The sequence below is a fragment of the Streptomyces sp. NPDC005574 genome (assembly GCF_040605435.1).
GTDB lineage: Bacteria > Actinomycetota > Actinomycetes > Streptomycetales > Streptomycetaceae > Streptomyces.
The window spans coordinates 1-13,884 of sequence record NZ_JBEXCW010000091.1; the positions used below are offsets into that span (position 1 = coordinate 1).

Annotated in this window: 12 protein-coding genes; 6 read left to right on the forward strand and 6 right to left on the reverse strand. The window is 69.8% G+C overall.

Features of this window, described 5'->3' with window-relative positions; translation table 11 throughout:
* The 3 genes from ABZT03_RS35075 to truA form a co-directional block, all read left to right on the forward strand.
* Window positions 1-501, forward strand: a 501-nt coding sequence (locus ABZT03_RS35075) for a DNA-directed RNA polymerase subunit alpha C-terminal domain-containing protein (protein ID WP_356046959.1), incomplete at its 5' end; no start/stop codon positions are given.
* Window positions 502-675: 174 nt separating this feature from the next.
* The gene (gene rplQ / locus ABZT03_RS35080; protein ID WP_356046963.1) at window positions 676-1,173 is read left to right on the forward strand and encodes a 50S ribosomal protein L17; all 498 of its coding nucleotides are present in this window, start codon (window positions 676-678) and stop codon (window positions 1,171-1,173) included.
* A 72-nt stretch (window positions 1,174-1,245) separates the two neighbouring features.
* Window positions 1,246-2,103, forward strand: coding sequence for a tRNA pseudouridine(38-40) synthase TruA (gene truA / locus ABZT03_RS35085; protein ID WP_356046964.1), 858 nt, complete (start codon window positions 1,246-1,248; stop codon window positions 2,101-2,103).
* Between the two features lie 28 nt (window positions 2,104-2,131).
* Here truA and ABZT03_RS35090 read toward each other — a convergent pair whose 3' ends face one another.
* Complete coding sequence (locus ABZT03_RS35090) at window positions 2,132-3,013, reverse strand: hypothetical protein (RefSeq protein WP_356046966.1); 882 nt, start codon at window positions 3,011-3,013, stop codon at window positions 2,132-2,134.
* 406 nt (window positions 3,014-3,419) lie between these two features.
* Here ABZT03_RS35090 and rplM point away from each other — a divergent pair, with 406 nt between their 5' ends.
* The 3 genes from rplM (at window position 3,420) to glmM (ending at window position 5,999) form a co-directional block, all read left to right on the forward strand.
* Complete coding sequence (gene rplM, locus ABZT03_RS35095; RefSeq protein ID WP_055614906.1) at window positions 3,420-3,863, forward strand: 50S ribosomal protein L13; 444 nt, start codon at window positions 3,420-3,422, stop codon at window positions 3,861-3,863.
* 42 nt (window positions 3,864-3,905) lie between these two features.
* Complete coding sequence (gene rpsI, locus ABZT03_RS35100; RefSeq protein WP_356046968.1) at window positions 3,906-4,436, forward strand: 30S ribosomal protein S9; 531 nt, start codon at window positions 3,906-3,908, stop codon at window positions 4,434-4,436.
* Window positions 4,437-4,640: 204 nt separating this feature from the next.
* On the forward strand, window positions 4,641-5,999 hold the full coding sequence (gene glmM, locus ABZT03_RS35105) for a phosphoglucosamine mutase (protein WP_356046970.1): 1,359 nt from the start codon (window positions 4,641-4,643) through the stop codon (window positions 5,997-5,999).
* A 152-nt stretch (window positions 6,000-6,151) separates the two neighbouring features.
* Here the strand turns inward: glmM and ABZT03_RS35110 are convergent, their stop codons facing one another.
* The 5 genes from ABZT03_RS35110 to ABZT03_RS35130 all read right to left on the reverse strand — a co-directional run bounded on the left by ABZT03_RS35110 (window position 6,152) and on the right by ABZT03_RS35130 (window position 13,829).
* A complete protein-coding gene (locus tag ABZT03_RS35110) occupies window positions 6,152-7,135 on the reverse strand; it encodes a DUF389 domain-containing protein (RefSeq protein ID WP_356046972.1) in 984 nt (327 codons plus the stop codon).
* A 46-nt stretch (window positions 7,136-7,181) separates the two neighbouring features.
* Window positions 7,182-8,150 (reverse strand): type I pantothenate kinase, encoded by a 969-nt coding sequence (gene coaA / locus ABZT03_RS35115; RefSeq protein WP_356047003.1) that lies wholly within the window; start codon window positions 8,148-8,150, stop codon window positions 7,182-7,184.
* A 66-nt stretch (window positions 8,151-8,216) separates the two neighbouring features.
* Window positions 8,217-8,438, reverse strand: a complete 222-nt coding sequence (locus tag ABZT03_RS35120; RefSeq protein WP_356046973.1) for a hypothetical protein — start codon at window positions 8,436-8,438, stop codon at window positions 8,217-8,219.
* An 83-nt stretch (window positions 8,439-8,521) separates the two neighbouring features.
* Window positions 8,522-8,911 carry a hypothetical protein gene (locus ABZT03_RS35125; RefSeq protein WP_356046975.1) on the reverse strand — a complete coding sequence of 130 codons (390 nt, stop codon included), beginning with the start codon at window positions 8,909-8,911 and terminating at the stop codon, window positions 8,522-8,524.
* The gene (locus tag ABZT03_RS35130) at window positions 8,904-13,829 is read right to left on the reverse strand and encodes an RICIN domain-containing protein (protein ID WP_356046976.1); all 4,926 of its coding nucleotides are present in this window, start codon (window positions 13,827-13,829) and stop codon (window positions 8,904-8,906) included. Before ABZT03_RS35130 ends, ABZT03_RS35125 begins: the two co-directional genes overlap by 8 nt.
* Window positions 13,830-13,884 lie beyond the last annotated feature (55 nt).

Here is a 13,884-nt window from a genome sequence, read left to right on the forward strand (position 1 = left end):
ACCTACAAGGTCGAGGCGACCCGTGTCGAGCAGCGCACCGACTTCGACAAGCTGATCGTCGACGTCGAGACCAAGCAGGCCATGCGTCCGCGTGACGCCATGGCGTCGGCCGGCAAGACCCTGGTCGAGCTGTTCGGTCTGGCGCGTGAGCTCAACATCGACGCCGAGGGCATCGACATGGGCCCGTCCCCCACGGACGCCGCCCTCGCCGCCGACCTCGCGCTGCCGATCGAGGAGCTCGAGCTCACCGTCCGGTCCTACAACTGCCTCAAGCGTGAGGGCATCCACTCCGTGGGTGAACTCGTCGCCCGCTCCGAGGCCGACCTGCTGGACATCCGCAACTTCGGTGCGAAGTCCATCGACGAGGTCAAGGCCAAGCTGGCCGGCATGGGCCTGGCCCTCAAGGACAGCCCGCCCGGATTCGACCCGACGGCCGCGGCGGACGCGTTCGGCGCGGACGACGACGCGGATGCCGGTTTCGTGGAGACCGAGCAGTACTGAGTGCTCCGCGGGGAGGCCGTACTGCGTCCGCGGGCCGGTCGTGGCCGGTCGCGCGGTTCCCCGCGCCCCTTCCAGGCCCCCCGCGGGGGGCCTGGATCTCCGACGGGCGATCGCCTGCTCGGACACTGACTTCGGTACCTGATACGGCCGGGGCAGACACCTAGGAGAGACACCATGCCGAAGCCCACCAAGGGTGCCCGTCTGGGCGGCAGCGCCGCGCACGAGAAGCTGCTCCTCGCGAACCTCGCGAAGTCGCTCTTCGAGCACGGTCGTATCACCACCACCGAGGCGAAGGCGCGCAAGCTGCGCCCGTACGCCGAGCGTCTGATCACCAAGGGCAAGAAGGGCGACCTGCACAACCGTCGCCAGGTGCTCCAGGTGATCACGGACAAGAGCGTCGTCCACACGCTCTTCACCGAGATCGGTCCGCGCTACGAGAACCGCCCCGGTGGCTACACCCGCATCACCAAGATCGGTAACCGTCGTGGCGACAACGCGCCCATGGCTGTCATCGAGCTGGTCGAGGCGCTGACGGTCGCGCAGCAGGCGACCGGCGAGGCCGAGGCCGCCACCAAGCGTGCGGTCAAGGAGTCCGAGGAGGCCAAGGTCGAGGAGACCAAGGCCGACGAGGTCGAGGACGCGGCTGCGGCCGAGGAGTCCAAGGACGCCTGAGGCTCCGCCCTGCGTCGAGCGGGTCCGCCCTTCGGGGCGGGCCCGCTCTTGCGTTGCTGAGAGGATCTAGGGGTGAGTGACGAAGTACAGCCCGGGTTCGTACGGGTGCGGATGGACCTCTCGTACGACGGGAGCGGGTTCTCCGGCTGGGCGAAGCAGGCCGGTGGGCGCCGGACCGTGCAGGGCGACATCGAGGACGCCCTGCGGACGGTGACGCGGTCGGGGGAGACGACGTACGAGCTGACCGTGGCCGGGCGGACGGACGCGGGGGTGCACGCGCGGGGGCAGGTGGCGCATGTCGACCTGCCCGCCGAGCTGTGGGCCGAGCACCGCGAGAAGCTCCTCAAGCGGCTCGCCGGGCGCCTGGCGAAGGACGTGCGGGTCTGGTCCCTGACGGAGGCCCCCGCGGGCTTCAACGCCCGTTTCTCGGCCGTCTGGCGGCGCTACGCCTACCGGGTCACCGACAGCCCCGGCGGGGTCGACCCGCTGCTGCGTGGCCATGTCCTGTGGCACGACTGGCCGTTGGACGTGGACGCCATGAACGAGGCGGCGCGGGCCCTGCTCGGCGAGCACGACTTCGCCGCCTACTGCAAGCGGCGCGAGGGGGCCACCACCATCCGTACGCTCCAGGAGCTGGCGCTGGAGCGGGGCGAGGACGGCATCATCACCGCGACCGTCCGCGCCGACGCGTTCTGCCACAACATGGTGCGCTCGCTCATCGGGGCGCTGCTGTTCGTGGGCGACGGCCACCGGGGGAGCGAGTGGCCCGGGAAGGTGCTGGCGGCCGGCGTACGGGACTCGGCCGTGCACGTCGTACGGCCGCACGGGCTGACGCTGGAGGAGGTCGGGTACCCCGCCGACGAGCTGTTGGCCGCGCGCAGCCGGGAGGCGCGGAACAAGCGGTCGCTGCCCGGGGCCGGCTGCTGCTGACCCCGGCGGCCCCGGCCCCCGGCCCGGCCTAGCCCGCGGCGGCGGCCGACGCCTGGGCCTCGCCGCGGCGGCGGATCTGGCGGAACGCGAACTCCGCCAGGTCGTTGCCCGTGGAGAAGACCTTGGTGTCCTTCGTCGTCACGTCCTTGCCGTCGGTGAACCCGGCGATCGTGAAGTAGGCGTAGCGGCCGAGGGAGTTGGTGGTCGAACGGCAGATCGCGGAGTTGCAGAACGCCTTCACGCCCTTGCCGGCCAGCGATCCGACGATGCTCTTGTTGTCGGCCTGGCTCTTGGCGGCGGTCGCCTGCGCCTCGGTGTCGAACAGGGCCACGCCGACCGTCACGGCGACGCCGTCCCTGGAGTACGTCACGCGCATCAGGCGGGTGCACTTGTTGGTGCCGAGGACCTTGACGAGGGTGCCCCGCGCGGCCGACGCGCAGTTCTTCGTGTCGGCGACCGCGCCCTTCTTGTACACGGTCTCGCCCACGGTCAGCTGGGTGCCCGGGAAGAGGATGTCGGGGCCGACCGGCGCCGTGTCCTTGTTCTTGCTGGCGATGAACTCCTTCGGGTCCAGCGGGGGCGGTGCGCTGGTCGGGGCGAACGACGGGGCCGTCCCGCCGGTCGCGCTCGGCAGGTCGGCCGTCGAGGGCTGGGAGTTCGGCGTGCCCGACGCCTCGTCCTTGCCGCCCGCGTCCATGACGCCCATCGCCACGGCGACGCCGATCGCCACGGTGGCGACCACGCCGCCGCCTATGAACAGCAGTCGGCGGCGCCTGTTGCGCGTCTCGGACGCCTCGGCCAGCGCGGCCCAGTCCGGCGTCTGGTCGGTGCCGGTGTGCCACGGCTGCTGCTGGGAATTCGGTTTCCAGGGATCCCACTGGGACTGGGGTCCCCCCTGCCCAAAGCTCATGGGCCGCATCTTAGACGTGCGAACGGGTGTCGTTGTGCTGTGTGAATGTGAAGGAACATGTCACTCTGCGCGTCCCCTGCGTCACACGGGTCCCACGTCTTCGCAGGTCACAGCCGTTCCCGCGGGTCCGGCGAGCTCGGGGGCCGGAGGTCGGGGCGGGGGCCCGGTACGATGAGTACCGGCAGCGATCCCGCGTTTTGACCCGTCCGGGTCCCCGAAGGTATCCTGCTTGTTCGTTATGTGTATTGGCTTGCTCATTCTCACGTGAGGGGCCCTTACACCGGTCCACCGGGCCGATGACCAGCGGCAGGACTCGGTTGCGTCACCGAGGTCCGCCAGGGCTGTCGTACATCGTCCGTGGTGGCCATGTCAGGACCCACTCACTGAAGAAGCGAAGGCTACGACCGTGCGTACGTTCAGCCCCAAGCCCGGCGACATCACTCGCCAGTGGTACGTCATCGACGCCCAGGATGTCGTCCTGGGTCGTCTGGCGACCACTGCCGCGAACATCCTGCGGGGCAAGCACAAGCCGATTTACGCACCTCACGTCGATGCGGGTGACTTCGTCATCATCATCAACGCCGACAAGGTGCACCTCTCCGGCAACAAGAAGACCCAGAAGCTGGCGTACCGCCACTCCGGTTACCCGGGTGGTCTGCGCTCCGTCCGCTACGACGAGCTGCTGGCGAAGAACCCCGAGAAGGCCGTCGAGAAGGCCATCAAGGGCATGATCCCCAAGAACACCCTGGGCCGTCAGGTGCTCTCGAAGCTGAAGGTCTATTCGGGCGACCAGCACCCGCACGCTGCCCAGCAGCCGGTGCCGTTCGAGATCACCCAGGTCGCGCAGTAGTTCCGGCCACCCCCTAAGACGTAGAGAATTCTGAGGAGAATCGTGGCCGAGACCACTGTCGAGCAGCCGCTCGACGAGAACGCCGATGTCGAGAACGTGGACATCGAGAGCTACACCACCGAGTCCGAGGTGCCCGTCGAGGGCGAGTACACCTCCGAGTCGCTGGCCGGCCGCTTCGGCGACCCCCAGCCGGCCGCCGGCCTGGGCCGCCGCAAGAACGCCATCGCCCGCGTCCGGATCGTCCCGGGCACCGGCAAGTGGAAGGTCAACGGGCGCACGCTCGAGGACTACTTCCCGAACAAGGTGCACCAGCAGGAAGTCAACGAGCCCTTCAAGGTGCTCGAGCTCGACAACCGCTACGACGTCATCGCCCGCATCTCGGGTGGCGGCGTCTCCGGTCAGGCCGGTGCGCTCCGTCTCGGTGTCGCCCGCGCGCTGAACGAGGCGGACGTCGACAACAACCGCGCCGCCCTCAAGAAGGCCGGTTACCTCAAGCGTGACGACCGTGCGGTCGAGCGCAAGAAGGCCGGTCTCAAGAAGGCCCGCAAGGCTCCGCAGTACAGCAAGCGTTAATCGCTGCTGCCTGCAGGTAGTCCGAACGCCCCGGCGGCACGCCACTGTGCCGCCGGGGCGTTCGTTTATCACAGCCTGGGCGTATAACGACATAAGACCTTCAAAGTCTTGTGTGATCTGATGTTCAGGCATGGAATGCCTGGGATGCGGAAGTCACCGGACGGCTTCCGGACTTCCGGAACTGATGCTTCCTCAGGAGGACAAGTGGGACGACTCTTCGGCACGGACGGCGTGCGCGGTGTCGCCAACGCGGATCTGACGGCCGAGATGGCACTGGGCCTCTCCGTCGCCGCGGCGCACGTACTGGCCGAGGCGGGCACCTTCGCGGGCCACCGGCCGACCGCCGTGGTCGGCCGCGACCCGCGCGCGTCCGGGGAGTTCCTGGAGGCCGCCGTGGTCGCCGGCCTCGCCAGCGCGGGCGTGGACGTGCGGTGCGTCGGCGTGCTGCCGACGCCGGCGGTGGCGTATCTCACGGGCGCGCTCGGCGCCGACCTCGGCGTGATGCTCTCCGCCAGTCACAACGCGATGCCCGACAACGGCATCAAGTTCCTCGCGCGCGGCGGGCACAAGCTCGACGACGAGCTGGAGGAGCGGATCGAGGCCGTCTACGAGGAGCACCGCACCGGCGCCCCCTGGGACCGGCCGACCGGCCAGGGCGTGGGCCGGGTCCGGTCCTACGACGAGGGCTCCGAGCGGTACGTCGAACATCTCCTCGGCGTGCTGCCGAACCGTCTGGACGGTCTGCGGATCGTCCTCGACGAGGCGCACGGCGCGGCCGCCCTGGTCTCGCCCGAGGTCTTCACCCGGGCCGGGGCCGAGGTCGTCACCATCGGTGCCGAACCCGACGGGCTCAACATCAACGACGGCTGCGGCTCCACCCACCTCGGGCCGCTGAAGGCCGCCGTCCTCGAACACGGAGCGGACCTCGGGATCGCGCACGACGGCGACGCCGACCGCTGCCTCGCCGTCGACCACACCGGTGAGGAGGTGGACGGCGACCAGATCATGGCCGTACTCGCGCTGGCGATGCGGGAGCGTTCCGCACTGCGCTCCGACACCGTTGTCGCGACGGTCATGTCGAATCTGGGCTTCAAGCTGGCGCTGGAGCGCGAGGGACTGAAGATCATCCAGACCTCGGTCGGTGACCGGTACGTGCTGGAGGAGATGAAGGAGCACGGCTACGCCCTCGGCGGCGAGCAGTCCGGGCACGTCATCATCCTGGACCACGCGACGACCGGTGACGGCACTCTGACCGGCCTCCTCCTCGCCGCCCGGGTCGCCGAGACCGGCCGGTCGCTGCGGGACCTCGCCGCCGTCATGGAGCGGTTGCCCCAGGTCCTCATCAACGTGCCGGACGTGGACCGCACGCGGGTGGGCAGCTCCGCCGAACTCGCCGCCGCCGTCGCCGAGGCGGAGCGGGAACTGGGCGCCACGGGACGGGTCCTGCTGCGGCCCTCGGGGACCGAGCAGTTGGTACGGGTCATGGTCGAGGCCGCGGACATCGACCAGGCGCGGTCGGTGGCCGGGAGGCTGGCCGACGTGGTGAAGTCCGCGCTGGGCTAGAGGTGTTGGGGGCCGGGCTGCCGTCGGCCCGGGCGGGGTGGTCCCGGGGGACTGGTCCGGCCCGGGCGGGGGAGGTCCCGGGGACGGGTCCGGCCCGGCCGGGGGAGGTCCTGGGGTACCGGTCCGGCCCGGCCGGGGGAGGCCCCGGGTCGTCAGTGCCCTGGCGTGCCGGTCGGTCGCCTCGCCGCCGAAGGGAAGTCACCCGGGCGCCTGTTGGAGCGGTGCAGGGACCAGAACCACTTCTGGGCCAGCAGGGTGAGGATGCCCGCGAGGATGATCCCCACCAGGTTGAGCAGGAGCTGCTCCGTCGAGTGCCAGGTCTGGTTGGTGTCGCCGTAGGTCAGGGCCACGGCCGCGTTGGCCGCGGCCGGGACGGTCGTCACCGAGATGGCGACGCCCACCAGGGCGCCCGACTTGGACGACGTCAGGGAGAGGGTGCCGGCGGCCCCGGCCAGGACGGCCACGACGAACGAGAACCAGTCGGGCGCGTACACGAAACCGGTGTTGGGGCGGTCGGCCTCCAACTGGGCCTTGCTGAACAGGCCGACGGCGTCCATGAAGAGGCTGAAGCCCGCCGTCACCAGCATGGCCGCCGCGAACCCGACGATCAGGGCGATCAGGGAGCGCAGCGCCAGCCGGGGCGCGCGCCGCACCACCGCGGTGCAGATGCCCGCGAGGGGGCCGAACTCCGGTCCGACCGCCATCGCGCCGACGATCAGGATGGCGTTGTCGAGCACCACACCGCAGGCCGCGATCATCGTGGCGAGGGTGATGAAGGCGACGTAGGTGACCGAGAGGGTCGACTCCTCGTGCGTGGCCTCCGTCAGGTGCTCCCACAGCACCGCGTCCGCGCCCTCGCCGGGGGCCTCCGCCTCGGCCTTCTCGGCGCGCTTGGACAACGACAGGTCGATGTTCTCCACGGCGATGGAGCCGGTGGTCTCGATGCCCAACTCCTGCAGGCCGGTGAGGAGTTCGTCACCTGCCTCGCGTGCCACATCACACAGCACCACGTCCCCGGCGGGATTGCGGGCGACCCCCGGCAGCAGGACGACATGGGTGGTGCCGACCGTCGTCTCGATCAGGCGGACCACGTCGTCGGTCCTGTCGGACGGGGTGATCAGGCGCAGATGCAGCATGGGTCATTTCTACAGGCCCGCGCCGAGGCCCGGCCCGCCGGTCCGGTCACAGCTTGCGCAGGCTGAGCCGCTGCACCTTGTGGTCCGGGCCCTTGCGGACGATGAGGGTGGCGCGGCCTCGGGTGGGGGCCACGTTCTCGACGAGGTTCTGGCGGTTTATGGTGCGCCAGGTCGTGCGGGCGTAGTCGAGGGCCTCCTCCTCGGAGACCTGGGTGTACTTGCGGAAGTACGAGGACGGGTCCTGGAAGGCGGTCGCGCGCAGCTTCTTGAACCGGTTGAGATACCAGCGCTCGATGTCCTCGGTGCGGGCGTCGACGTACACGCTGAAGTCGAAGTAGTCCGCGAGACCGACCCGGGTACGGCCGTCCTGGCCGGGCAGGGCGGGCTGCAGCACGTTGAGGCCCTCGACGATCAGGATGTCGGGGCGGCGGACCGTGAGCCGCTGGTCGGGGACGATGTCGTAGATGAGGTGCGAGTAGACGGGGGCCGTCACCTCGCCCTTGCCGGCCTTGATGTCGGCGACGAACCGGGTCAGGGCGCGGCGGTCGTACGACTCGGGGAAGCCCTTGCGGGACATCAGGCCGCGGGCCTCCAGCTCACGGGTCGGCAGCAGGAAGCCGTCCGTCGTCACGAGCTCGACGCGCGGGTGCTCGGGCCAGCGCGACAGCAGGGCCTGGAGGAGCCGGGCGACGGTGGACTTCCCTACGGCGACGGAGCCGGCGACGCCTATGACGAACGGGGTGCCGGACTGGGAGCCCTGCTCGCCGAGGAAGGTGTTCAGGGCGCCGCGGAGGCCGTCGGTGGCGCCGACGTAGAGGTTCAGCAGCCGGGACAGCGGGAGGTAGATGTCCCGCACCTCGTCCAGGTCGATGACGTCACCGAGCCCGCGCAGCCGCTCGACTTCCTCGGCGGTCAGCGGCAGCGGCGTCTTCTCCCGCAGCGCGCTCCACTCGGCTCGGGTGAGGTCGAGGTAGGGAGTCGCCTCCGGCCTGTGCCGGTGGGCGCTCCGGGGCATCGGGGAGACCGGGGAGATCACAGTCCATTGTTAACGGAGTTTGAACGGGGTGGGGGGTGGGGTGGGTCACGTCGGGTCGTTCCGACGCCGTGCGAGCGCGTCGCGGGGCCGTTCGGGATGAGGATCGCGCCGCCGGCCCCGGTCCGCCAGCTCCGTGATGATCTTCCATACGTTGCCGGCCTGCGGACGTTCGACGCCTATGACGCAGTCGACGACGTCGCCCTCGTTGTTGGCGAGTGCCCACTGTTCCAGGGCGTACCGCGATGGTCGGTGCTGGGCCTCGGTCATTGATGACCGGGGTGGTCCGTCGGATACGGGGAGCGGCCAGACAGTATCGGGGGCCCCTTTACCAAGGGGCCCCCGATAAGTTCTCAGCGCGTTCCTCGCAGGGGACCGAACCATGACGGATCGTCCATCGCGCCCTCGTCCTCATGCCACTGTGGGGGCGCCGAAACGACAAAGCTTCTCAGGCCACCACCCAGCACGAACAGACGTCCGGGCTTGACCTCCACCCCGTGGTCGAGGCCGACCTTCCGGCATTCGTCGTCGTCGGCCCGGCGGATGACCAAGCCGTCGTAGCCCGGACGTAGAAGCATGAGATCCACGTTGGCGAAGTAGACGTCGATCCGGGTGTCCGGCGGCCTTTCCCGGCTACTGCGGAGGAGCAGCCTGCGATGACCGACGGCGTACTGCCAGACCTGGAAGTACCTGTCCGATCGGAACATCTCCGAACCGGTGAACTCCGGCGTCACCTCACCCATTCAGTGCGTCCCAGTTCGGTTCGGGCATCTGATCCCGCGGCACTACTTTGCCCTCTTTGCTGTAGAACGTGATATTGCGCCATTCGAAGTTCCCCAGCTGTATCTGGAGACCGATCTGGCCCATTTCCCACTGCGTGGCCGCCCAGTCGCCCGAGCGCCAGGCCTTGTAGGCGAGCGCAAATTGTTCAGCCGGTGTATCTCCGTCGAATCCCTTCAGGGTCACCGCGACCTTGCCGTTGTTGCGCAGGACGTTCGACACCTCGGTCATCCACAGGGCGATCGGCTTCCCATTGACCCTGCCGACCACTTCCGCGAATGCATCGCCGTTGAAGGTGTACCCCTCCTTGATTTCCTTGGCCAGCGCTTCCGAGTGGCTGCCGATTCCCAGCACCATGGTTCCGGTCGGGCAACCATTTGCGTTGTGCACCAGAACAGGTGTCGTTCCGGCCAGCACATAGTAGGTGTGAAGTCTGTCGACAGTGAGGTTGTAGGCCGAGTGAAGCCGGTGGAAGGTGTGGACGCGGAGCACGGTGACGGTCGCACCACTGCTGGTACGCAGTGTTTGCCCGGGCCGGAGGTCACCTCCGTCTATCCAGCGATGGGCGCTGGGTGACCAGAAGGGGTGGTGCTGCGTGGCGGTGATCCGGGCATTCCCGACGTCGATCGTGATAGCGGCGAAGTCGGTGTCGTCCGGTGTGTAGATGGTGCGGGAGACAGTGCGGGTTTCGGTGAGACCGCTTTCAGGATCAGTGGCGAGAACCGCATCGCCGATCCTGACGTCCTTGATCTCCTTGGTCGTGCCATCGGCCATCAGCACGCGCGTGGTGCCTGGGAAGCTGTCCCCGCACCACTTCCGCGCCTTGCCGAGAGCCTCGATGGCTTTGGCGCCGAGCCCGGCGATGGCCTCGTCGGACAGATGGAGCGTGCGAAGGGCCTTCCACGCGTCGGTGAAGCCGATCCCGGTCTTGGCGGCCGCGTCGAGGGCCTTGACGGCACGCGCGATCGGGGCGAGCAGGCTTTCGAGCGGAACGTAGGTGGCGAGGCTCCAGGCGCAGGCCGTCTTGTCGCCGTGCCAGCAGTCCATCAGGTCTTCGGCGAAGAAGGAGAACAGGATCGAGCCGGCCACATCGCCGAAGAGGCTCTGCCATCCGGCGCGGACGATGTCCTTGCCGGAGAACGTGTGCGTCCATCCGTCGATCTTGATGTTCTTCAGCGTCGACCGCTGCAGGAACGTCCACGCCGACTTCGGGCACCCGTCGGCCGTGGCCTGCGCCTGCTCGTCGGTGCACAGGTAGAAGTCGGCCTCGTAGGTGACGACCAGGTCGTATTTCGCGTTGCAGCCCTGGAAGGCCGCTTCCGGCATCCCTGGGCAGGTGCCGATCTGCTTGCTGCTGACGATCTCCACGGTGGACTCGTCCGGGACGGCGAACACACCGGGAACGCCCGTACCGACCCCGTCGGACGCCCCCTTGTTGGCTTCCTCCCGTTCGGTGCGGTCGGCCGCCTCCTGGGCCTCCTTCGCGTACTTGGCGGCGTCCTTCGCCGCCTCCTCCGCCTCGGTGGCTGCCGCGTCCGCTCGGTCGGCTGCCGCTCGGGCGTCCTTCGCGGACTGTTCGGCCTCGCTCGCCGCCGTGCGGGCGGCGTCGGCGTCCAGGGCCGCCTGGTCGGCCGAGGAGCGGGCGTCCGCCGCGTAGCCCTCGGCGCGGCCGGCCGCCTTGTCGGCGGCTGCCGCGTCCACCGTGGCTTGGCGGTCGTACTCCTTTGAGCGGGCCAGTGACGCGGACGCCTTGGAGGCGGCCTCCGCGGCGTCGGCCGCGTAGCCGAGGGCCTCCTTGGCGTAGCCGCGGGCGTCGGCCGCGTGTGCGGCGGCGTCGGCCGCGTACTGGTAGGCGATCTTCGTGTCGCCCTTCGCCTGGTCGGCGAGGTTCTTCGCGGCGGCGGCCTCGGCCTGCGCGTTCTGCGCGTGGGCGTCGGCGACGGCCTTCTGCTGATCGGCGATCGACTTCGACGCCTGCCCGGCCAGGACGACCAGGCCGGCGGCCGAGTCGGTGTCGACGTAAGGCGAGCCGAGTTCGATCGCGTCGTTGGCCGGCTTGGCGACCTGCGAGGCGGCGTTGCCCGCGTCGACCGCGGCCTGCGCGGTGACATGGGCGAAGCCCGCGGCCTTCGCCGCGGCGGCCAGAGCCTTGCCGGCCTCCTTGTTCGCCGCGTCCGCGTCGGCCATGGCGGTCTTGGCCAGTGCCTCCGCCTCGTCGGCGAGCTTGACCGCCGTCTTCGCCTCGTCCGCGGCGTGTGCCGCGGCCTGGATGGCGTCCGCGGCGGCGCTGGTCGCGGTCTTCACCGCGGCGTCGGCCTTCAGCTTGGCGGCCTGGGCGGCGTCCGCGTCGGAACGGGCCCGCTTCGCGGCAGCCTCCGCGCGGGTGGCCGCGGCGTCCGCCTCGGCTGCCGCCTGCGTGGCCGCGTCGGCCTCGCTCCGGGCACGGCCGGCGGCCGACTCCGCGTCGTCCGCGTGCCGGTCCGCCTCGTTGGCGGCGGTGCGGGCGGCGTCGGCCGCCTCACCGGAGTCCAGCGAGTCGGCGTACGCGTCCTTCGCGTCCGCCTTGGCACGGGCGGCGTCGGCCTTCTGCTCGGCGTCCCAGGCGTCGTCCCGCTTGTCCTTGGCGTTGTCGCGTGCCGTGACCGCGTCGTCCCGCCTGCTCTCGGCGGTCTTCTCGGACGCTTCGGCCTTGTCCTTGGCGTCCTTGGCCTTCGCGGCTTCCGCCTGGGCGTTCTGTTTGTGCTCGTTGGCCTCGGCCTGCTTGGCCGCGGCGGTCTCCTTCTCCGCCTTGGCCGTCGCCTCCTCCGCCTCGGCGGCGAGCCGCTTGGCGTGGGCGTCGGCGGCGGCCGACCTGGCGTCGCCCTCGGCCTTCAGCGCCACGGCGAGCTTGGCCTCCGCGGTCTCCTTGTCCCGCTTCGCGTTGTCGCGGTGCAGCTTGGCCGCGTCCGCCGCGGCTTTCGCCTGCAACTCGGCCGCGTGCGCGGCCTCCTTGCGGAACTCCGCGTTGACCTGTGCGGCCTGGGCCAGCGCCCGTTGCGTGATCGTCGCGCTGTCACCCGCGGCAGCCCTGGTCGCGGCCTCGGCGGTCTCGCCGGCCTTCACCATCGCCGTCAGCGCGGCCACCGACCCCTTGGTGACCTGCGCCTTCTGCTGGCCGACCAGCAGACCGCGACCCCGCGGCGCACCGGTGGCATCCGCGATGCCGTACGCCGCCTGCTCGGCGGTGTCCGAGGCGGTGGCCGCCTTCGTGGCGCTGTCCAACTGCGTTCTCAGCGTCGCCAGTTGCTTCTTCGCCGCTGCCTGCGCGTCGGTGACGACCTTCTTCGCCTTGTCGAACTGGGCCTTGTCCGGGTACAGGGGAGTGCCCGAGCCCTGGTGACCGGACGGCTTGATCAGGAACTTCTGCGAAGCGGCGTTCTTGCAGTCGAACAGCCGCGCGTCCGTGCTCTTGGTGAACGCGCTCAGATCCAGGCACTTGCCCGTGGACACGCTCTTCAGGGGAGCGGTGGCACGGACGTCGCCTTTCCACGACTGACCGTCGGACTTGTAGCAGTCCGAGATCTGGATCTTCGTGCCGTTCGCCGACGCGTTCCCGGCCACGTCCAGGCACTTCTGGGAGCCGACATTGCGCAGGTGGAGGTTGTCCTCGCCGCCCTCCAGCGTCCACTGCTGGGACGCGCCACCGTTGCAGGTGTAGATCTGCACGGGCGTGCCGTTGGTCTTCGCGCCGCCCTGAACATCCAGGCAGCTGCCCGCCGCACCCGGCACCTCGATCGTCACGTAGCTGTCGCCGATCCAGCCCACGCCGCCCGCGGACCAGTAGTCCTGCCAGCGTGTGGCGTAGTCCGCCAGCCACGACTGTCCGAGGATCTGCCCCAGGGTGAAGGTGCCGTCCTGCAGCGCCTTCGTCGCGGTGACGTTGCCGGCCAGGATCTGCTGGCGCGGCGTGGCCTGCGCGGCGATCTCCTGCTGCCACTCCGCCGAGGCCTGCGCGACCTCCTTGCCGAGGACCCGGTTCGGGTCGATCGGATCGTGCCACGCGCACGACGCGAAGCGGGCCTTCAGGTCCTCGACCGCGATACGGAACTCGGCGGTGTCCGCAGCCGGCGCGGTGCGGGGAAAGCCGCCCGAGGACAGGAAGATGCGGGCGTCATCGGCGAACACCCGGGGAACGAACAGCTGATTGGGTTGGATCTTCCCGGAGTTCTTCTTCCACAGCGCCCACGCCTGCTGCTCCTCCTGCGTCCCTCCGGTGGTGTACAGCGGGTCGCCGACCGCGAGCGCGGCGGCCTTCGTCGCGTCGTCGGCGGTGGGTGATGGTTCGTAGAACGGGGAGAAGAGGTCGACGGACTTGAAGTACGACTGGTACAGCCATGGAAGCAGGCCGACCTGGTCGAAGATCTTGTTCGCGTCCCGCGGCGCGTCAGGGTAGGACTCCAGCCCACTGACCGTGCCGGACCACGCCTGTCCCTGGTCACCGGCCTTCTTGACCCACTGGTCGGAGCTCGCGTTGTCCGCGTAGAAGGCCTGGTGCAGCGGGGTGCTCTCGTTGTAGAGATCCCGGTCGAGCTTCTGGTGCAGCTGGTCGGGCGGCAGCCCGATGGCGTTCTGCGCGAGAGCGAACAGGCTGGGCCCGCCCTTGCGCAGGGCGTCGACGCCCACACACTGGTCGGCGCGCAGCTGCTCGGCCGCCTTGCTGTCGAAACCGTCGTACGAGTCGCTCGCGGGGACAGCGTCGCGTCCGGTGTCCCGGTCGAGCAGGTCGGGGCGGGCGGTGAGGCCGGCCAGGACCGCGACCGCGAGGACCGGTGGGATGAGCCGGGTCAGAAGCTTGGGTCGTCCTGGTGCGGGGCTGATGAGTCGCGGTGGTCTGAGGCGCAAGAGCGCGCATCCCTTCATGCGGAGGGTGCGGCACGGCAGGAGTCGGCCGGCATGG

What these genes read in the sequence shown, in the direction of transcription:
- rplQ (WP_356046963.1), top strand. Translation starts at nt 676, where the DNA reads ATGCCGAAGCCCACCAAGGGTGCCCGTCTGGGCGGCAGCGCCGCGCAC.
- ABZT03_RS35090 (WP_356046966.1), bottom strand. Translation starts at nt 3,013, where the DNA reads ATGAGCTTTGGGCAGGGGGGACCCCAGTCCCAGTGGGATCCCTGGAAA.
- ABZT03_RS35110 (WP_356046972.1), bottom strand. Translation starts at nt 7,135, where the DNA reads ATGCTGCATCTGCGCCTGATCACCCCGTCCGACAGGACCGACGACGTG.
- coaA (WP_356047003.1), bottom strand. Translation starts at nt 8,150, where the DNA reads ATGCCCCGGAGCGCCCACCGGCACAGGCCGGAGGCGACTCCCTACCTC.
- ABZT03_RS35120 (WP_356046973.1), bottom strand. Translation starts at nt 8,438, where the DNA reads ATGACCGAGGCCCAGCACCGACCATCGCGGTACGCCCTGGAACAGTGG.
- ABZT03_RS35125 (WP_356046975.1), bottom strand. Translation starts at nt 8,911, where the DNA reads ATGGGTGAGGTGACGCCGGAGTTCACCGGTTCGGAGATGTTCCGATCG.